Annotated in this window: 17 protein-coding genes; 5 read left to right on the top strand and 12 right to left on the bottom strand. The window is 74.0% G+C overall.

The window, feature by feature from the left end; all coding sequences use genetic code 11:
* Positions 1–21 precede the first annotated feature (21 nt).
* From ACI8AR_RS09720 to ACI8AR_RS09710, 3 genes are read left to right on the top strand one after another with little or no spacing between them, the layout of a single operon-like run.
* Positions 22–1,248 carry a cation:proton antiporter domain-containing protein gene (locus tag ACI8AR_RS09720; protein WP_457050829.1) on the top strand — a complete coding sequence of 409 codons (1,227 nt, stop codon included), beginning with the start codon at positions 22–24 and terminating at the stop codon, positions 1,246–1,248.
* Between the two features lie 13 nt (positions 1,249–1,261).
* Positions 1,262–1,777: a DUF421 domain-containing protein gene (locus ACI8AR_RS09715; RefSeq protein ID WP_457050828.1), complete on the top strand. Its 516-nt coding sequence runs from the start codon at positions 1,262–1,264 to the stop codon at positions 1,775–1,777.
* Between the two features lie 33 nt (positions 1,778–1,810).
* A complete protein-coding gene (locus ACI8AR_RS09710; RefSeq protein ID WP_456937521.1) occupies positions 1,811–2,809 on the top strand; it encodes a hypothetical protein in 999 nt (332 codons plus the stop codon).
* Here the strand turns inward: ACI8AR_RS09710 and ACI8AR_RS09705 are convergent.
* Complete coding sequence (locus ACI8AR_RS09705; protein WP_457050827.1) at positions 2,804–3,373, bottom strand: DUF421 domain-containing protein; 570 nt, start codon at positions 3,371–3,373, stop codon at positions 2,804–2,806. The two genes, ACI8AR_RS09710 and ACI8AR_RS09705, sit on opposite strands and share 6 nt — an antisense overlap.
* Positions 3,374–3,812: 439 nt before the next feature.
* Between ACI8AR_RS09705 and ACI8AR_RS09700 the strand changes: the two genes are divergently transcribed.
* Entirely contained in the window at positions 3,813–4,076 is a 264-nt protein-coding gene (locus ACI8AR_RS09700; protein WP_457050826.1) for a hypothetical protein, read from the top strand.
* A gap of 780 nt (positions 4,077–4,856) precedes the next feature.
* Here the strand turns inward: ACI8AR_RS09700 and ACI8AR_RS09695 are convergent.
* The 5 genes from ACI8AR_RS09695 to ACI8AR_RS09675 form a co-directional block, all read right to left on the bottom strand.
* The gene (locus ACI8AR_RS09695) at positions 4,857–6,209 is read right to left on the bottom strand and encodes a DUF2254 domain-containing protein (protein WP_457050825.1); all 1,353 of its coding nucleotides are present in this window, start codon (positions 6,207–6,209) and stop codon (positions 4,857–4,859) included.
* Positions 6,210–7,500: 1,291 nt separating this feature from the next.
* The gene (locus ACI8AR_RS09690) at positions 7,501–8,277 is read right to left on the bottom strand and encodes a sulfite exporter TauE/SafE family protein (RefSeq protein WP_457050824.1); all 777 of its coding nucleotides are present in this window, start codon (positions 8,275–8,277) and stop codon (positions 7,501–7,503) included.
* Positions 8,274–8,849 (bottom strand): rhodanese-like domain-containing protein, encoded by a 576-nt coding sequence (locus tag ACI8AR_RS09685; RefSeq protein WP_457050823.1) that lies wholly within the window; start codon positions 8,847–8,849, stop codon positions 8,274–8,276. The genes ACI8AR_RS09690 and ACI8AR_RS09685 overlap by 4 nt, the downstream gene beginning before the upstream one ends.
* A 122-nt stretch (positions 8,850–8,971) precedes the next feature.
* A complete protein-coding gene (locus tag ACI8AR_RS09680) occupies positions 8,972–10,351 on the bottom strand; it encodes an MBL fold metallo-hydrolase (protein ID WP_457050822.1) in 1,380 nt (459 codons plus the stop codon).
* Between the two features lie 149 nt (positions 10,352–10,500).
* Positions 10,501–10,776: a metal-sensitive transcriptional regulator gene (locus tag ACI8AR_RS09675; RefSeq protein ID WP_457050821.1), complete on the bottom strand. Its 276-nt coding sequence runs from the start codon at positions 10,774–10,776 to the stop codon at positions 10,501–10,503.
* A 1,042-nt stretch (positions 10,777–11,818) separates the two neighbouring features.
* Here ACI8AR_RS09675 and ACI8AR_RS09670 point away from each other — a divergent pair.
* A complete protein-coding gene (locus tag ACI8AR_RS09670) occupies positions 11,819–13,753 on the top strand; it encodes a primary-amine oxidase (RefSeq protein WP_457050820.1) in 1,935 nt (644 codons plus the stop codon).
* Positions 13,754–14,202: 449 nt separating this feature from the next.
* Here the strand turns inward: ACI8AR_RS09670 and ACI8AR_RS09665 are convergent, their stop codons facing one another.
* The 6 genes from ACI8AR_RS09665 to ACI8AR_RS09640 all read right to left on the bottom strand — a co-directional run bounded on the left by ACI8AR_RS09665 (position 14,203) and on the right by ACI8AR_RS09640 (position 18,842).
* On the bottom strand, positions 14,203–14,889 hold the full coding sequence (locus ACI8AR_RS09665) for a LuxR C-terminal-related transcriptional regulator (protein WP_457050819.1): 687 nt from the start codon (positions 14,887–14,889) through the stop codon (positions 14,203–14,205).
* 214 nt (positions 14,890–15,103) lie between these two features.
* Positions 15,104–15,529: an ATP-binding protein gene (locus ACI8AR_RS09660; RefSeq protein WP_457050818.1), complete on the bottom strand. Its 426-nt coding sequence runs from the start codon at positions 15,527–15,529 to the stop codon at positions 15,104–15,106.
* 2 nt (positions 15,530–15,531) lie between these two features.
* Complete coding sequence (locus tag ACI8AR_RS09655; RefSeq protein ID WP_457050817.1) at positions 15,532–15,855, bottom strand: STAS domain-containing protein; 324 nt, start codon at positions 15,853–15,855, stop codon at positions 15,532–15,534.
* The gene (locus ACI8AR_RS09650) at positions 15,852–17,420 is read right to left on the bottom strand and encodes a PP2C family protein-serine/threonine phosphatase (protein WP_457050816.1); all 1,569 of its coding nucleotides are present in this window, start codon (positions 17,418–17,420) and stop codon (positions 15,852–15,854) included. Before ACI8AR_RS09650 ends, ACI8AR_RS09655 begins: the two co-directional genes overlap by 4 nt.
* Positions 17,421–17,526: 106 nt before the next feature.
* The gene (locus ACI8AR_RS09645; RefSeq protein ID WP_457050815.1) at positions 17,527–17,805 is read right to left on the bottom strand and encodes an STAS domain-containing protein; all 279 of its coding nucleotides are present in this window, start codon (positions 17,803–17,805) and stop codon (positions 17,527–17,529) included.
* A gap of 866 nt (positions 17,806–18,671) precedes the next feature.
* Positions 18,672–18,842, bottom strand: a complete 171-nt coding sequence (locus ACI8AR_RS09640; RefSeq protein WP_457050814.1) for a hypothetical protein — start codon at positions 18,840–18,842, stop codon at positions 18,672–18,674.
* Between the last annotated feature and the right edge of the window lie 100 nt (positions 18,843–18,942).

Here is an 18,942-nt window from a genome sequence, read left to right as displayed (position 1 = left end):
GGGACCGGGGGTGGCTGCTGCGTGACCGTCGACGTCGTCCTGCTCGCCGCGGGAGGCCTCGGGCTGGTCATCGCGGCCGTGTCGGGACGCCTGCGCCGGTGGCCCGTGTCCGAGCCGGTGCTGGCCCTCGCGCTGGGTGCCCTGCTCGGCCCGGCGGTGCTCGGTGCGGTCGACGTCCCCCCGCTGACCGAGGACACGACCTGGCTGCACACGGCCACCCGGCTGCTCCTGGCCATCTCGGTGATGGCGGTGGCCCTGCGGTACCCCGTGCGGGACGTGCGGGCGAACGTGCGTCCCGTGCTCCTGCTCCTGGCCGTCGCGATGCCCGTGATGGCGGTCGTGACCGCGGGCCTGGCGGCGGCCGTGCTGGGCGTGGGGCTGGGGACCGCGGCGCTGATCGGCGCCGCCCTGTGTCCGACGGACCCCGTCCTGGCCTCCAGCGTGGTCACCGGCAAGCCGGCCGAGCAGGACCTCCCGGCCCGTGACCGGCAGATCCTGTCCCTGGAGTCCGGCGCCAACGACGGTCTCGCGCTGCCGCTGGTCCTGATCGCGGTCGCCGTCGCCGGCCCCGACGGGATCGGGGCGGCCCTGACGGAGTCGCTGTGGCAGGTCGCCGGCGCGGTCCTCCTCGGGGTCCTGCTCGGCTGGCTCGGTGCCCGGGCACTGCGGGCGGGGGAGGAGCACGGCTCCACCGACGCCGGTCCCCGGCTGCTGTTCACGGCCGTCCTCGCCTTCGCCGTCCTCGGCGCGGCCGGTCCGCTCCACGTCCACGGGATCCTCGCGGTCTTCGTCGCCGGGCTCGCCTTCAACGCCGTGGCCACCGGACCGGACCGCACCGACGACGTCCCGATCGACGAGGCGGTCAATCGCTTTCTGGTGCTCCCGTTGTTCGTCGCCCTGGGCGTCGTCCTGCCGTGGTCGGCGTGGGCCGACCTGGGGTGGAGCGGTCCGGTCCTCGCTCTGGCGGTCTTGCTGCTGCGCCGCCTGCCGATCGTGTGGCTGCTGCGCCGGCCGCTGGGTCTGGGGCGCGCGGACGCCGCGTTCCTGGGCTGGTTCGGCCCCATCGGGGTGTCGGCGCTGTTCTACCTGGCGTTGGAGGCCGAGCGGCTGGCCGTGGACCCGGTGGTGCTGGCCGCCGGCAGCCTGGTGGTGGCGGCCAGCACGGTCGTCCACGGGGTCAGCTCCTCGCCCGGCCGGGTGCTCTACCGGCGCGCCGGCGTGGTGACGGCCGACAGGCCCGGCGGCTGAGGAGGCGGCACACGTGTGGTTCGACGCGTGGTCCGACCTCGGACGCATCCTCGCCGTCGGTGCCAGCGCCTACGTGACGGTGGTGCTGGTCCTGCGCGTGTCGGGGAAGCGGACGCTCGCCAAGCTCAACGCCTTCGACCTGGTCGTCACCGTCGCCCTCGGCTCGACTCTGGCGACCATCCTGCTCAGCAGCGACGTCTCCTGGACCGAGGGGGCGCTGGCCCTGGCGCTCCTGGCGCTGCTGCAGTCCCTGGTCGCCTGGGTGACCGTGCGCCGCCCCGCAGCCCGGCGGCTGATGACCGCCCGGCCGACGCTGCTCCTGCGGTCCGGCTGCGTCCTGCCGGCGGCGCTGCGGGACACCCGGATGACCGTGGACGAGGTGCGGCAGGCGGTGCGGGCCGCCGGCTCGGGAGACCTGTCCTCGATCGCGGCCGTGGTCCTGGAGAGCGACGGCTCGCTGAGCGTCATCCCCGACTCGAAGCTGGGGAACGGGTCGAGCCTGGTCGGGGTCCGCGGGACCGAGGCGTGACCGGGAACGCCGGCCTGGCGGGCTGCTGACGTGATGGCGGCGCTCGCCGTCGCGACCGGCGTGGCCTTGGTCCTCGTCGTCCTGTTCGACGTCCTGTCGACCACCCTCACCCTCGGACGCGGGGCCGGCCCGGTGACCCGGCGCCTCCTGGGCCCGCTGTGGCGTGCGGCGGTGCGGCTGCGGGGGAGAGGGAGCCGCTCGCGGGTCCTGTCGAACGCCGGCCCCGTGCTCCTGGTGCTGACAGTCGTCCTCTGGAGCCTGATCACCTGGATGGGCTGGTGGCTGGTCTTCCTGGGCAGCCGGTCGATCGTGTCGGCGGACACCGGGGCCCTCGCCGGCCCCTGGGACGTCGCCTACTACGCGGGGTTCGCCGTGTTCACCCTCGGCGTCGGGGACGTTGTGGCCGACTCCCCGGTGTGGCGGGTCGTCACCAACGTGGCCAGCTTCGGCGGCCTCGCGCTGGTCACACTGGCCATCACCTACCTGCTGTCGGTGATCTCCGCCGTGGTCACCCGGCGAGCGCTGGCCACCCAGATCAGGGCGCTCGGGTCCACGGCGGGGGAGGTGGTGGTCGCCGGGTGGACGGGAGGATCGTTCAGCCCGGCGTTCACCCAGTACCTCGTCGGCCTCGCGGCACCGCTCGCCACCGTGGCCCAGCAGCACGTCGCCTATCCGGTCCTGCACCTCTTCCGCAGCCGGTCCCCCGAGGAGTCGGCGCCCGTGGCGATCGCCGTCCTCGACGACGCGCTGCTCCTGCTGTTCGCCGCGGTCGAACCGGCGGTCGCACCGGACAGGTCCGCCTACGGACCCGTGCGGAAGGTCATCGACCAGTACGTGCGGACGCTCGGCAGCATCACCGCCACCCGTTCCGAGGGCCCGCCTCCGCCACCGTCCGTGGCGCCGCTCCTCGCTGCCGGCATCCCGCTGCAGCCGCCGGCTGTCCTCGCCGGGCGGCTGGCCGCCGAGACCGACCGGCGGGCTCGCCTCCTGCAGCTGGTGCACGAGGCCGCCTGGACGTGGCCACCGTCATGAGCGCGGGTCCGCGGCACCAGGAGGCGGCGGCTGCGAGCGGAAGCCAGCGGCGTCGGCGAGGCCGGCGCCGACCAGGGCTCCGTCGCGGTCACCCGTCTCGCGGACGACGGTCAGTTCGCCCTTGGTCTCGTACAGGACGTAGCGGAGGTCGCCGAGTTCTCGGACGCTGAGCTCGCGCAGCTTCGCCACCACGTCGTTCTTGGTGAGTCCGCACAGGCGCAGCTGGTCCCGGCGCAGCCTGCCGTGGTCGACGAGCACGCGTACCCGGTGGTCGACCGCCTTCGCGATCCACCGGTTGCCACGACCGAGCGTCACCAACGCGTGCGCCGCGAGGAAGGTCACCAGCGCCACCGCGCCGACCAGGAAGGACTGCCCCTCGGCCACGGCCGTGCGGCCCATCACCGCACCGATGGCGACTGCTGCGGCGAAGTCGATCGCCGTCCACTGGGAGAGCGTGCGGCGGTGTGCGATGCGCAGCCCCAGGACCGCGGTGCCGTACATCAACAGCGCCTTCGCCACGACCCCGACCAGGGTGTCCGCCTGTCCCACCAGCCACGTCGGCATGGTCTCTCCTCGTCGCGGTCACATCGTCACGTGCCGCGCCCGTACCCGGATGTCGGTTCTGTGACGGAGAGGGTGCCCGGCGTCCTCCGGTCGTCGGTGCAGGGCAGTCCCCAGGAGACCGGACGCGTCGCTCGTTGGCGTCGCGCACACCCGACCCGGGCAGCTCGGCCCGGGAGCCACTGGGAGGACGGCATGTCTGTCTCCCCTCGACGGGGAGCCCTCGTACTGCGGCTCGCGGCCGCGGTCCTCGTCACCGGACCGGTCGCCCTGTCGGCGTGCGGGGGCGACCCCGAACAGCCCGAGACGGGGAGCGCTGCGCCGGACGTCCGCGGGTCGGAGGACCTGGAGGACCCGTACGACGGTCCCTACACGTCGGACTTCCGGGAGGACGTCGAGGCCTACGTCGGCCAGGAGGTCACACTCGAGGCGGCCGTGGACCGTGTCGTCCCCCCCCGTCGCGTTCACGATCACCGGCCCCGACGGCGAGGACGTCGGCTCGTTGCTGGTGCTCGCGAACGAGCCGCTCCCGAGCCTCGAGCCGGGCCACGAGGTCGTCATCGCAGCGGTTCCGCAGGACGACTTCGACGTGTCGGTCCTGGACGACGACCGCTCGGCCGCGCCGACTGCGGAGTCCTACGGGACGTGGGAGGGCGAGCCGTACCTGCGCGCAGGTGTCGTGACCACCTCCACGGTTGAGGCGTAGGGCTGAGCCATCGTCACGGGCCTGCGAGACCGCGGTCGAGCCGACCGCCGTCCGGGCCGGCCAGACCCGTGGGTGCTCGGTTGAGTGGACGGTGACCGATGAGGGCAGGTGGCTGGCACCGGGCACGCGATGGTCGGCATCGAGATGGGGGATGGGGTCACCGTGCGACTCGACATCGCCGCCGTGCTCGCCGATGGGCTCACCTACGTGCTGTGGCTGTGGCATGACGCCCTGGCCCGCGTCGCCGCCCGCGGGCACCGGCCTCGCGTGCACCGCTCGCGATTCGTGTCCGCGGTCCTGGTGGTCCGGTTCGTGCGCGCGGTGGTGGACACCGCCGTCTCAGCCCGATCTGGCTCACGGTGGTCGCCCCCAGCGGCCTCTTGGTCACTGGCGCGCCGCACCTGGGCCTGCAGCCCCGGCGCGCGGCCGACGCCCGATCGGTGGTCGATGCGGAGGAGGTACGGAGCGTGCGGTCGAGCCGTTGCCTCCGGATTCCGGTGCCGGCGTCAGCTCCCGGGAGGGTGGAAGCATGTCCACGGCTCCCCTGGTGCGTCAGCGCGCCTGCGCACGCGGGCCCCGGGGGCATGGTGGCCCGCAGGTCCAGCCCGGCCACGAGCAAGGCGGGAACGCAGGGAGCATGGATCTCTTCGGCGACCGGATACGGCGGCTCATCCCCGCCCTCCGGTGACTGCGACAGCCCGGGACGACGAGCAGCACGAGCAGGTCGCCCGCTCGCGTGGTGACGTGGTCGGGCTGTCGTCCGAGCATCTGCGACCGACGTCAGGCCGGGCGGGCGGCCGGCCACCTGCCGCTGAGGGCGAGGTCGAACCCCTCCTCCCAGGAGTGTCGTTCGTCGGCGGTGATCCGCGTCGAGTCGGCGGTGACGGTGACGACGTCCTGGTGCCGGTCGCGCAGGGCCTGGTCCAGCAGTCCCCGCGGGGCGCGCCAGGCCACCTCGCGGAGCAGGGCGGCGATCCGGCGCAGGACGGTCGGCTGCCCCGGCGCATACTGCAGGGGCTCCTCCAGGACGAGGTCGAGCAGCTGTTCGGGGGTCCATTGCGGCACGACCACGCGGACGACGCCGTCGTCGTCGACCCGGCACAGGGGAGCGAGGGGCCGGCAGAGGAGGTCACCGAGCAGCGCCGAGGCGTGTGACAGGGCGTGCACCGCGGTCGTGGGGTCGTTGATCCCCGGGGACAGCGCCCGGACGGCGATGTCGACCACCTTGCGTAGGCTGTAGGCGACGTCGCGGGTCGGCGACCGTTCGTAGCCGAGCCGCACCGATCGGCCGAGGTCCGCCTGCAGGGCGCCGGGGTCGACCTGCCGGTTCCCGCGCCGCGCCCACGCGTGGGCCACCGGCGTTCCGGTCACCACCGAGTCGCCGATCCGGGCGGCGAGATGGAGGACGACATCCGCCTCCACGGCGACCGACAACAGCCGCCCGTCGTCCACGTCGACGACGAAGCCGCTGGACCAAGAGGTGACCGGGACCCCGGGCCCCGGTGGCAGCCGGGGGGACGGCCGCTCGACGTCACGGGGCAGCTCTCGCTCGAGAGTGGCGCCGGCCTCCTCGTGAACGTCGCGGAGCATGGTCTCCACCCGTAGCGCGCGCGCCAGGTGCCCGAGGAAGAGGACCAGCGCCAGCACGCTGCCGAGCGTCAGGACGTAGGCCACGGTGATCGACAGGCGCGGGACGAACGCGGTCTCGAGCTCGGTCGCGCTCTCGGTCCGGACGGTCCGCAGCACGGTCAGTGCGTACACGAACGTCGCGGTCAGCTGGGCCAGGGTGAGTTGGACGACCCGGTCGGTGGCGAAGGTCTGCAGGAGCCGGGGTGAGTACTGGCTGCTGCCGAGCTGGAGGGCGACCACGGTCAGGGAGAAGGTCAGGCCCGTCACGGAGATGAGGGATCCCGCGATCGCGGCGAGCAGATCGCGGGCCGCGGACGGACCGCCGCCGAAGACGAACGCCAGCGGATGCCCCTCACCGCGCTCGAGCAGCTCGTCCACGGCCGGCAGTCCGATGCCGATCCCGACCGCCAGCAGGACACCCAGGATCGGGATGGGCCAGAGCGCGCTGCGTAGCCGCGCGCTGACTACGCGGATCGCTCTGTTGCCGCCTCCTCGGCCGCCCACGGGGCAGTCCTTCCGACATGTCGGGCACGACGGTCTGAGGGTCCCGCAGTGCGACGCTCCTTGCCCGCGCACGCCGGTCGCGGAGTGCACTGGCGCTGCTCCAGGCCCAACCGGCCGCCTCCGACCTCGTCCGCCAGGAGGGAGGGCCCGGGCGGGAGCGGCCGGATCTCTTCCACGCCTTCAGGCACGAGACGTGGGTCGAAGTGCCATGCTCCGGTCGAGGCGACTTGGTGGGGTGCCCAAGAGACTGGGGTGGGAGCTGTCAGTTCCGCGCTCAGGACGGTCAGCCCCGAGCGACACGCGCGGCCAGGGCGCTGCTGGGCCAATGAGGTGGCACCGCGCCGGCTCCTCGGCGTGGGAGGGGGCAGCAGCTGTGCGCCGACGGGGCGTCGAGGTCGACCGCCAGTCGTTGCTGAAGAGGGGGCCTGCTCGGCGATGGCGTCGTCTCGACGCCAGTACTCCGCCATCTGGGTCGGGTGGATGGGACGCTCCTCGTCGTCCAGGTCGTCGTCCAGGTCGTCGACGAGGTCGCCGATCTCGCCGGCGAGGTGCTGGCGGTCGCGGTGGATGCGCAGGCCGGCGTACTCGGCTCGCATCATGCGACGCATGTAGTCGGTGGAGCGCCGGAAGATGCCGGTGCTGATGCTGATGCTGGGCCTGCAGTTCGACGGAGAGCCAGTGGTCGGGTGCGACCTCGCAGGTGAAGAAGAAGATGGTCTCTGCGTCGTCGCAGAGCATCGTTCCGTCCTCGTGGTCGCGGGTCAGGCCGGCCTTGACCGCGGCGAGGGTGCCGAGGTCCATCTCGTTGAGCTCCATGTGTCCTCCGCTCGGGATCGACCGCACTCCTGGCGCGCGTCGGTGCGGCTGGGCAGGCCCATGCGACCCTGCGGCGGCGCGTCAGGGCAGGGATGACCGAAGGGTCGTAGCGGGGGAGTGAGACGGCGCGGAGGTTGCTACGCAGTGTCGGGGGAGGGCGTCGGGCGCCGACAGTCGGTTCTGGATGGCCCGCGTCTGCTGGCGCCCGGGAGTGACCCGTGGCCCGGCCTTCGGCGCCCGGGGACGCTCGGCGCGGGCCGGTCCCGCGGCCGGTGTTCGGCGTTCTCGCCGTTCGGGGCCAGGATGGGTCGAGGTGGGAGCGGGTAGCGGTCAGCGCCTGCCCGGACGCCGGACCGCTCCCCGGTCACGGTGGGCGTGTCGCAGGGGCAACCGCTGCCGGTCAGCGGACCTGGGCGTCCCGACAGCACTTCCCGCTGCGCGAGGGCGCAGTCCCGACGGGCAGGCGGTACGCGTGTCAGGCCGTGGCCAGGGCGGCGCCGATCTGCACGAGGATGCCGGCGGCGACGGTGAACACGAGGTAGGCGAACCAGCGGCGCAGTCGGGCGGTGTCCAGGTGGCTGCCGAGTCGGCCGGCGGCCAGTGCGGTGACCACGGCCGCAGCGGTGAACGCGATGGTGATCGGCACGTCCAGCGGTGCCTGGCCGGCGTGCGCGGCGAACCCGGCGGCGGAGTTGGCGGCGATGATGACCAGCGACGTGCCGATCGCGGTGGGCATCGGCAGGCCGAGCACGAGGACCAGCACCGGGATGATCAGGAAGCCCCCGCCGACGCCGAGCAGGCCGGTGAGGAACCCGACGACCAGCCCGCCGGCCAGGGTGCGGGGCAGGCAGCGGCGCCAGTTCACCCGCCCGCCGTCGACCGCGCAGGCCGCGCCGGTCGCCGGCTTCGCGGCCAGCATCCGCACCCCGGCGCCGATCATGAGGGCGGCGAACAGGCCGAGGACGACGTCGGCGGGCAGCAGCCGGTTGACCGCGGCGCCGGCGAAGGCGGTGGCGGCGCCGGCCGCGCCGAACAGGACCGCGATGCGCCAGGCGATCTGGCCGGCCCGGAGGCGGGGCAGCAGCGCGACCAGCGAGGTGGTGCCGACGACCAGCAGGGAGGTGGCGACGGCCTGTGGCAGGTCCTGGCCGGCCGCGTAGACCAGGACCGGGACGGCGAGGATCGAGCCGCCGCCGCCGAGCAGGCCGACGAGCGCGCCGATGCCCAGCCCGGCGACGACGGCGACGATCACGACCGCAGCGCTTCCCGGGCGTCGTCGACGGTGACCGGGCGCCCGCCGCGGTTGTACGGCAGCCGGGCCAGCGCCGCGCCCATCGCGCAGGTGTCGGTGAGCGCGGCGGTGGCCAGGCCGGTGCCGACGCCGCCGGCGAGGAACCGGGCCTTCGGGAACCGGAGGCTGGCCAGGATGCTGGCGGCGACCAGGCTGCCTGTGATCAGGCGGACCTGGCGCTCCAGCGCCCAGCGGGGACGGCCGCGGCGGACCGGCTGCCCGGCGGCGGTGTGCGCGGCGATGCCGCCGTCGAGGACGGCCAGGTGCTGGGCGCCGGCGTCGGTCAGCGCGGCGTGCGCGGTGCTGGCGCGGCCGCCTGCCTGGCAGACGAGCACGACCGGCCCGTCCAGGTCACCGGCCAGGTCGGTGGCGTGCTGCTGGACCAGGGGCAGCGGGATGTTGATCGAGCCGGGGATGTGCGCGGTCTCGTACTCGGCCGGGGTGCGCACGTCGATGAGGGTGGGGCCGGCGGTGCCGGCGGACCGGGCCGTCAGCTCGGCGGGGGTGATCAGGTCGGTGGTGCGGGAGTTCACGGGGTGCGATGTCCTCTGGATCAGGGGTTGAGGTCGTGCGGGCCGCGAGGGGCCGGCGGCCACCGGGGCGGGGGCGCCCGGTGGCCCGGGGGCGGGCGGTCAGGTGGCCCGGGGGCGGGCGGTCAGGTGGCGGCGGGCTGGGCGTGCAGGCCGACGGCGGCCGCGCCGGTGCCGGGGTCGTGGTAGCTCCCGTCGACCAGCACCGGCCGGCGGCCGGCGCGGGCGAGCAGGGAGGCGGCGATGGAGGCGCGGTAGCCCGAGCCGCAGTACACCCACACGTCTCCGGCGGGGACCTCCTCGAGGCGGTCGGCCAGGTCGTGGATCGGGATGTGGACCGAGCCGCGCACTCCGCCGCCGGCGCGCTCGTCGTCGCGGCGGGCGTCGAGCACGACCAGGTCGGGGTCGGCGGCCAGCGCCGCGGCCAGGCCGGGAAAGTCGCTGACCGGGTAGGAGCCCAGCTCGCGGCCGGCGGCGAGGGCCTCGGGGCTGCCGGTCGCGGCGCCGACGAGCCGGTCGAGGCCGATGCGGACCAGCTCGCGGCGAGCGTCGGCGACCTGCTGCTCGGTCTCCCCGATCAGGGTCAGCGGCGCGCCCCACGGGACGAGCCAGCCGACGTAGGTGACGAAGCTGGCGACGGCCAGCTCGAAGTTCAGCGCGCCGGGCAGGTGGCGGTGCGCGAACGCGGTGCGGGTGCGCAGGTCGAGCACCCACTCGCCGGCGGCCAGCCGGTCGGCGAGCTCGGCGGGATCGACCGGTCGCGGCATGGACAGGTCCACCGGCGCGGGGCCGGCGGCATTCGCCGGGCCCATGTGCGCGTACCAGGCCGGGATCGCGGTGAGGCCGGCGATGAGCTGGTCGACGAAGGTCTGCTCGTCCTGGGTCAGTGCCGGGTTGACCCGGGCCTGCTCGCCGACGGTGGAGGACTCGCCGCTGGTCGGGGTGGCCGAGCAGAAGCTGCCGAAGCCGTGGGTGGGGAACACCGGGGTGCCGGCGGGCAGCTCGGCGGCCAGCCGGCGCACCGAGTGGTACTGGGCGTGGGTGAGCTCGTCGGTGTGCTCGGGGCCGACCAGGTCGGTGCGGCCGGTGGCGCCGTAGAGCATGGAGCCGCCGGTGAACACCGCCTGCACCGCGCCGTCGGCGTCGGTGAGCACGTAGCTGACGTGGTGGTGGGTGTGTCCGGGGGTGTGCAGCACCCGCAGCCGCAGCGGGCCGGCGGTGAGGACGTCGCCGTCGGCGACCGGGGTCCGTTCGTAGGTGACGGGATCCCCGGCGGGGACGGCGTAGTCGGCGCCGGTGGTGCGGGCCAGGTCCAGGCCGCCGGTCAGGTAGTCGTTGTGGAGGTGGCTCTCGGCCACGAGCGCGATGCGGACGGTCCGTTCCTCGGCGAGGGCGAGGACCCGGTCGATGTCGCGCTGCGGGTCGATGACCACGCCGACGCCGTCGGCGCTGATCAGGTAGCTGCGGTCGCCGAGGCCGGTGGTCTCGATGACGTCGATCTGCACGAGAAGCTCCTCGGTACGGTACGGGGCAGGGGTATCGGGGGGTGACACGGGAGAGCGGTCAGCGGGTGGTGACCGGCCGGCCGTCGGCGGTCCAGGCGGCCATGCCGCCGGCGAGGCCGGCGACGTCGTGGCCGCTCCGGTGGCGATGGTCAGGCGAGGGTCAGGAACAGGCGCTCGAGCTCGCGCAGGTCGACCTCGCGGGCCTCGCCGTCCTCGGTGGTCGAGCAGTGGCGCATCCCGGTGGAGATGACCGCGAAGCCGGCCTTGCTCAGCGCCTTCGACGCCGCTGCCAGCTGGGTGACCACGGCCGAGCAGTCCCGGCCGTCCTCGATCATCTTCACGATGCCGCCGATCTGCCCCTCGATCCGGCGGAGGCGCTTGACGACGTCGGCGAGCTCGCCCTGGGGGATGTCCACGCACTCCATCATGAATACCCCCGGGGGTATCCGCAACCCGGCTATCAGTGGTGGTCGGCACAGCCGGGCGCACTTCCGCGTTGCCCGGCCGCGGACGGTCGCAGCGTGGTGACGCGCGGATCGAAGGGGGGCCGAGGCGGCCCTGCGGGCCCGGACGGCTGAGCTCGGGGGTGAGGTCGTCGACGGGGCAGCATCGGTCGACAACGAGGCGCCTTCCCCGGTCGGTGTTGAGGTACAGCTCGCCGGGCTCGGCCGCTGACGGGGCGCTGCCGCCGAACGCCCCGCTGCCGGGCAGCGTGCCGGCGGCCTTCGGTCGCGGGCCGGCGGACCGGACCGGCGACAGGGGAGCAGCAGGGGTGTGGGCCGGAGTTGCCGTGACAGCGGCTGCGGTCAGGCGAGGCAGAGCCGGCTGCGTGGAGCGGGCCAGCGGTGGAGCTGGGGCGATGCGGCGGGGCATGGTCGCACCGGTCCGGTCCGACTCCGCGTCGGCAATCACCACCACGGCGGCGCCGCCGACCCTCAAGGGACCACCAGTCGCGTCCCCACGCCTCTGTCGAGCGTCAACTGCCCGGACTGGAACCGCCGCCGGGAGGCACCCACTCAACAGAGCCTCGACCGGGGGAGCCGGGCAGCAAGAGGTAGAGCCTTCCCGGCGGCGGCGCGAACCCCGTCGATGGCGGGCGAGACCCATCGAACCTGAGGTGCATGAGGTGTGTTGCACTGGATCTCGTGTCTGCTCCAGTGAGGGAGGCGCGGGCAGAGCCACCGTGTCGGTCGGCGGCAGGGCGACCACGACGTGATGAGCGCCGGCTGCGTCACCTCAGCGTCGGGCGGTCGAGTGCAGCCGCCTGGGCGTGGGTGAGGAAGCGGCCAGGCTGCCAGCGCCCTCCGGAGTGGCGACCACGGGTTGGCGCCGGGGACAGGAGCACGGTGCGTACGCGAGAGGCTCGGGATGTGAGCTGACCCGGAAACCCGACCTCCTGGGGCTGGAGCCGGTTGACCCGTGGCCGCGGACCGGAGAAGCGTGGGCATCCCGCGCGAGGAGTTCCCGATGACCGCGACATCCGCCCGGGCCACCGTTGTCCGCCACCCACTGACGCGGCTGACCGCGGCGGAGATCGAGAAGGTCCGGGACCTCATCGCGGACGCCGGCCTGCTCACCCCCAGCACCCGCTTCGTCCACGTCGGGCTCGAGGAGCCGAACAAGGGCGACGTGCTCGGCTGGCGGCCCGGTGCGGAGGTGGACCGGCGGGTGCGCGTCCTATTGCTCGACCGTGCCACCGGGGTCGCCCGCGACCTGTCGGTCTCTCTGACGAGGAGCGGCATCGCCGGTGACGTCGAGATCGACGCGGCCACCGAGGGGCAGTTGCCCCTCCTCGTCGAGGAGTTCGTGGAGCTCGACGGGATCGTGGCCGCCGACGAGCGCTGGGCTGAGGCACTGGCCCGGCGGGGGCTGGCCGTTGCGGAGGTCCGTTGCGCGCCGATGTCCGCGGGCGCGTACGACCTCCCCGACGAGGTCGGCCGGCGGCTCGTCCGCGTGCTTCCCTTCCACCAGCCTGATCCGCAGGAGAACCCGTTCGCCCACCCGGTCGACGGCTTGGTCGGCGTCATCGACCTCACCGCGGGAGTGGTGACCGCGGTCCACGACCTCCTCGACCTCCCGGTGCCGTCCGAGCGCGGCCGCTGGGACGGCCCGCCGCATGCTGGGGAACCGAGGACCGACATCAAGCCGATCGAGATCACCCAGCCCGAGGGCCCGAGCTTCCTCGTCGTCGATGACGAGGTCAGCTGGGCCGGGTGGCGGTTCCGGATCGGCTTCGACGCCCGCGAGGGACTCTCCCTCCACCAGCTCACGCATGACGGCCGCTCGGTGATCTACCGGGCATCGATCGCCGAGATGGTCGTGCCCTACGCCGACCCCGCACCGGCTCGCTACTGGCAGAACTACTTCGATGGCGGCGAGTACCTCTTCGGCCGGTTCGCCAACAGCCTCGAGCTGGGTTGCGACTGCCTCGGCGAGATCCACTACTTCGACGCGACGCTGGCGGACGAGATGGGCCACCCGCGGGTGATCCGCAACGCGATCTGCATGCACGAGGAGGACTTCGGGCTGCTCTGGAAGCACAGCGACGTGTGGTTCGACATGGCCGAGACGCGGCGGCAGCGCCGACTGGTGATCAGCTTCGTCACCACGGTCGGGAACTACGACTACGGCTTCTACTGGTACCTCTACCTGGACGGACGGATCCAGGTCGAGGTGAAGGCGACCGGCATCCTCTGGACCAGCTCCTACCGAGGGGCCGACCATCCCTTCGCGACCGAGGTCGCCCCCGGGCTGGGCGCCCCGTTCCACCAGCACCTGTTCTCCGCGCGGCTGGACATGGCCGTCGACGGGGCGGCCAACTCGGTCTACGAGGTGGACGCCGTCCCCGAGGCGGTGGGTGACGTCAATCCCCACGGCAACGCGTTCCGCCGCCGGATGACGCTGCTGGCCCGGGAGTCGGAGGCACAACGGATGGCCGATCCGTCGGTCGACCGGGTGTGGCAGGTGGTCAATCCGTCGGTGACCAACCGACTCGGGCAGCCGGTCGGCTACGTCCTGGTCCCGGAGGGCAAGCCGGTCCTGCTGGCCGACGAGTCCTCGTCGATCCACGAGCGGGCCAGGTTCGCCACGAAGCACCTGTGGGTCACGCAGTACGACCCTGCCCAGCGGCACCCCGCCGGGGACCTGGTCAACCAGCACGCCGGGGCCGGTGGGTTGCCGGAGTTCGTCGCCGGCGACCGGCCGCTCGAGGAGCAGGACGTGGTCGTGTGGCACACCTTCGGGATGGTCCACTTCCCGCGGCCTGAGGAGTGGCCTGTGATGCCGGTCGACTCGTGTGGCTTCACCCTCGCGCCGTTCGGCTTCTTCGACCGCAACCCCGCCCTCGACATCCCCAGGTCTTCCGCCGCCCACTGCGAGCACTCCAGCCACGGGTCCAGCTGATCCGCCCACGCCGCACCGTTGCTCCGGATGCGCACTGCCAGCGCTGTTCCCGCACTTCGCGGTCCAGTTCGACCAGGTCGTCGGTGACGTCGTCGGCCGGTTGCCCGGCCGCGGAGGCGGAGCCACGCAGCACCGCAAGCGCCGAGAGGCTGTGCCTCGAGGGTGGGCAGGAGCATGCCGACGGCCATCCACAGCCGGCCGCGGCGCCGTGCGGCCGGGTGTCCGACCAGCCGGCAGCTCGGTCGGCGTCCAGAGCCATCGGTCGGCGCCACGGTGGTCGTCGAAGACCGGCTCCCGTGACGCATCGCGCCCCGAAGACGTCGACGGGGCACCCCGTCAGGATCGACTCAGGATCGACGAGGTGGAGGTCCGTGCAGTCGATCCCCTTCAGCCGCCCGCCACCGGGAGAGCGCGAGCACGCTGCGCAGCGGCGTGCTCCCGAACCCAGGTCACGGGAGACATCGGGGTGCGAGCGGCCGGCCCCCGGCGGCCTCGTGATCCCGCATCCGGGTGGCCAGGACGGCGGCCTGGGTGCGGCGCTCCAGGCCGAGCTTGGGCAGCAGGTGGCTGACGTAGTTCTTCACCGTCTTCTCCGCCAGGCCGAGGCGCTCGCCGATCTGGCGGTTGCTGAGCCCTTCACCGATCAGCCGCAGCACGGCGCGTTCCCGTGCCGTGAGACCGGCCAGCGGATCCCGCCGCCGGGCGCCGGCTCCGGGCGAGAGCACTGCCGTGACCTCCCGGGCGAACACGGTGCCCCCGGCGGCCACCCGGCGGACGGCGGCCGCCAGGGCCGGGCCGCGCACGTGCTTGACCAGGTATCCCGACACCCCCGCCCGCCGGGCCGCCGCCACCGTGTCCGGGTCGACGTACTGGCTGAGCACGAGGCACCGCACGCCAGGAACGTCCGCCTGCAACCGTGCGCAGGCGTCCGCTCCGGTGCCGTCGGGCAGCCGCATGCCGACCACGGCGACGTCGGGGCGCACGGCCCGGCCCCGGGCCACCGCTTCGGCGACCGAGGACGCCTCGGCGACGACCGACAGGCCCGGGTCGTCGGTGAGCACCCGGATCACGCCGCGGCGCGCCACCTCCTGCTCTTCCAGCACCAGGACCCGTACGACAGTCGTGTCCGACTGCACCGGCACCAACTCCTCACGGGATGTGGGATACGGCACAGGATTGTCTGCTCGGGCGCGGGCCGCGACCTCGCCGCACTGCGAGTCGCACCGCGCCGGCTCGCCGCGGCGCCCTCGGACCGGAGGGCGCCCTTCGAGGAACCACAGCGGATCAGCGGGAGATCCGGGGCGGCGGGGCGCTCGGGTGCACCCAGCGGGAACCTCCCGTGCGGAGCGGTCAGGCCGGGAGGATGGCGGGGTGGGTGCCGGTCCCGGATTCGTCCGGTCGGTCGGGGAGGACGGTCAGCTCGAACCACACGGTCTTGGCGCCGGTGTCCCGGCGGCGGTGGGCGCCCCAGCGGTCGGCGAGGGCGGCGACCAGGTGCAGGCCGCGGCCGTGTTCGTCGGTGATCGCCGGGGAGCGGGGGATCGGCTGACCGGTGCCGGTGTCGGTGATCCCCACCCACAGTCGCCCGTCGGCGGCGTCGACGTCGACGGCGAACGGGGAGCCGCCGGCGTGGCGCACGGCGTTGGTGGCCAGTTCGGAGACCAGCACGGCGACCGTCTGGCCGAGCTGTCCGGGTAGGTGCGCGACGGCCTCGGTGGCGAAGCGGCGGGCCGCGGGCACCGAGGCGGCCACCGCGGGAAAGGTGCGGCGGGCCATGCTCAGGCCTCCTCGCGCAGCCCCAGCCGGCCGCCGAGGCCGAGGACCTGCAGTACGCGGCGCACCACGGGGGTGGCGTGCACGGTCTCGACCGGGGCGAAGTGGTTGGCGATGCGCAGCAGCACCGCCACCCCCGACGAGTCGGCGAAGGTCAGCTCGGCGGCGTCGATGCGCACCGGCTGGGCGTGACGGCGCAGCAGCTCGTCCAGGGCCGGGCGGATGTCCTCGACACCGGCCAGGTCCAGCTCGCCGCCCAGGCGCACCAGCAGCGGGGCGCCGTCGTCGGCCTCGACCACGTCGAGCCGGGCCTGGGGGGTGCCGGTCATCTCGTCCATCGCATCCCCAGCAGCACGGTGTCGTCCTTCCCGCCGTCGGCGGTGAGCGCCTCCACCAGGTCGTCGAGGGCCTGCGGCAGCGGCTGGCCGTCGAGGGCGGCGGTGGCGGTGCGCAGCCGGTCCAGGCCGGTGTCGATGACCTCGCCGCGGCGCTCGACGAGCCCGTCGGTGAACGCCAGCAGCGTGCCGGCGGGTGGCACGCGCACCTCGGCCGCTGGCGGCGGGGCGGGGTCGTCCACGCCGATCGGCGGGGTGATGGGCACCGCCAGTGAGCGGGCGGAGCCGCCGGCGAGAAGTACGGGGGGGAAGTGTCCGGCGCAGACCAGCCGCAGCCGCCCGGTGCCGGTGTCGAGTTCGCCGATGAGCACGGTGGCGAAGCGGTGGTCGGTGCCGACGTCGAGCAGCCGGCGCAGCTTGGCCAGCACGACGGTGATGTCGTCGCCCTGCGCGAGGTAGGCGCGCACCGCGAAGCGCAGCTCGACCATCGTGGTGGCCGCCGGCAGCCCACGGCCGGAGATGTCACCGACGACGAACACGCACCACCCGGGCCCGCGGGCGATGACGTCGTACCAGTCGCCGCCGACGTCCAGCTCGTCGACGCCGGCGACGTAGCGGGCCGCGACCTCCAGCCCGTGAAGCGGGGGGACCGCGGGCAGCAGCGCGTGCTGCAGGGTGCCGGCGATGCTCCGCTGCTGCCGGTAGAGCCGCTCGTTCTCCTCCGCCAGCCGCTCGGCCTCCGCGCGCCGCCGCGCGATGGTGGCTGCCGTGGCGGCCGCGGCGGTGGCCAGTGCGGCGCCGACGCCGAGGACGATCCACGGCAGCGCCGAGGACAGCGCGCCGGTCAGGCTGATCGGGGAGGCGCCGACGACGGTGATCGCGGTGTCGCCGAAGGGCACCGAGGTGCTCTCGGTGTTCCCGCCGATCGGCACCGGCCCGGTGGAGTACAGCAGGTCCTCGGTGTGTGTGCCGCGGCCGAGGTAGACGCCGAAGTCCAGGCCGCCGAACGCGTCGTCCGACGGCGGCACCTGGATGCGCCGATCCGGCGGTAGCAGCGACTCCGCGTAGACGACCAGCCCGGTGGCGTCGCCGGCCGGGCGCAGCGCGTAGCCCAGCCGGGCCGGCTCGCCGGGGAGGATCCCGGTGACCGCCAGCGTGCCGTCGGCGGGCACGCCGGTGAGGAACGCGGTGAACCCGTCACCGTCGGGGGCGACCGGGTCCGGCCCCTGCACCGACAGCAGCTCGGTCCGCCCGTCGTCGCCGATGCGCCACAGCGACAGCGACATGCCCTCCGAGTCGGCGACCCGGGCGGCGGCGAAGCGCTGGAAGGCGTCGGGATCGGCGTCGGTGGCGGTGGCGATCTGCCCGGCGTCGGACAGTTGGGTGGTCAGCACCGCGATCTGGGTGGTCAGCACGGCGCCGGCCTGGGCGACCTGGCGGTGCAGCAGGTCGGCCTCGGCGCGGGCGTTGACCTGGCCGGCCAGCACGGCCAGCACCGTGGTGAGCGCGAGGACCACAGCGGCGACGAGCGCAGCGATCCGGCGCGGGCTGCCGATCATGGTGAGCGGAACCGTACTCCGGCGGGGTCTCAGCGGGAGCCACGCCGACCCGCCACTCCTCGGGAGCCCAGCCCCTCACCGCCTCCGGACGGAGCGGCGCCGACGGTCAGGCGGCGGGCGCGATCGGCTCGGGCACCAGCACGTGCCGGTCCAGCCGCAACCGGCGCAGCGCGCGCTGCAGGTCCGGTGCAGGACGGTGCACGATCAACTGCCGGTCGTGGCGCACCGCACGGCGGTAGGCGGTTCCGAGCGCCCGGAGACCGGCGGTGTCGACCGCGGTGACCCCCGCCAGGTCCAGGTGCCACTGCCGGGGACCGGCGACCAGCAGGGTGGTGACCGCCGCGGCGAGCAGGTGGGTGCTGCGGCGCTCGAGACGGCCGGCCACGCTCAGGCGACCGGCGACCGGCGACCAGGTCGACCTGCACGGTCAACGACGGCGGACCGGCCGAGTGCGGGCGGGCGCTGGTGTGCTGGGACGACATGGATCCCCCTGGTCGCGCAGGGGACCGGGTGCCGCCTGCGAACGTCCGTGGTCGGTGCTCAGGCCGGGTGTACCGATGACGAAATGGTGAGGCACAACACTGCTGTGGTCAACTTGATCGACGCGGGAGCTCCCGAGCAGGACATGATGTTCCGGAGAGCTGGGCCCGTTCGAGGACGCGACGGACCGCGGACCTGCGCTCCCCGGCTGACTCGCGCCTCTCGCCAGCGACCGGCCGGACGTCGGCGCCTGACGACGCGATCCCGCATCGGCCTGGCTCACGGGACAGCCGCGGTCAGGGGCGCTCCGCGCGAGCCGACCGTCCGGCCCGCTGTGTCCCGGCTCCACCACGCCGCCGTGGTCTTCGCGGCCCGGCGCAGGCGGATCGTGGCCCCGGCGGTCAGTCGTCGGACCGACGGCCCGACCGGACTGCCGACGAGGTGGACAGGAACGGCGTGGACGCCGCGGACCCCTCCGGATACGGCGTCGTGACGGTCTCCTCACTGCCTCTGGCCTGCAGCGGTCCGGCAGCGCACGCGCAGCCCGTGCCGGCCCGGCGTCGCGGTCCGGCCGGCCGTCCAGGGACGCCAGGCGTCCGGGCCGAGGTGGAGGCCGAGGTCGGTGTCGGTCCACGGGCCGTGTTGCCCTCGGCAACGTGAGCCCCGATGCGACCGGACGATCAGGAGCAGGTCGGACCACCGACGCCGACCACCGTCACCTCCGGGCGCCGGAGTGGCCTCGACGAGCCTCGTCCGTGCGGGCGCACCACCTCAGGCTTCGACCGGGTAGCAGTCCTCACGGACCTCGCCAGGCTGGCAGAAGGCGAGGTCGGCCCCGGGCGAGGGGTGCTCACCGGGGACGGTGAGCAGGACGGCGACCAGCGTCAATGCGACGAGCAGCAGCAGAGCGAAGATCCCCGCGTACAGCACTCGGGTCGTCACGGTGCCCTCCCGGTCCGGTTGTGCGTTTCCCTCGTCCTCCAGCGCCACTAGCCTCCTGACCGCACGCAGAGGAAGTGCACAGGACGGGTTCAGGACCCGA

Source organism: Geodermatophilus sp. SYSU D01036 (genome assembly GCF_054050435.1).
Note: the sequence above shows the minus strand (reverse complement) of the source record. Positions and strands in the feature narration are given on the sequence as shown.

Coding starts and splice junctions, on each gene's coding strand:
- ACI8AR_RS09710 (WP_456937521.1), top strand. CDS start 1,811: ATGGCGGCGCTCGCCGTCGCGACCGGCGTGGCCTTGGTCCTCGTCGTC.
- ACI8AR_RS09705 (WP_457050827.1), bottom strand. CDS start 3,373: ATGCCGACGTGGCTGGTGGGACAGGCGGACACCCTGGTCGGGGTCGTG.
- ACI8AR_RS09675 (WP_457050821.1), bottom strand. CDS start 10,776: ATGGAGTGCGTGGACATCCCCCAGGGCGAGCTCGCCGACGTCGTCAAG.
- ACI8AR_RS09670 (WP_457050820.1), top strand. CDS start 11,819: ATGACCGCGACATCCGCCCGGGCCACCGTTGTCCGCCACCCACTGACG.
- ACI8AR_RS09660 (WP_457050818.1), bottom strand. CDS start 15,529: ATGGCCCGCCGCACCTTTCCCGCGGTGGCCGCCTCGGTGCCCGCGGCC.
- ACI8AR_RS09655 (WP_457050817.1), bottom strand. CDS start 15,855: ATGACCGGCACCCCCCAGGCCCGGCTCGACGTGGTCGAGGCCGACGAC.
- ACI8AR_RS09650 (WP_457050816.1), bottom strand. CDS start 17,420: ATGATCGGCAGCCCGCGCCGGATCGCTGCGCTCGTCGCCGCTGTGGTC.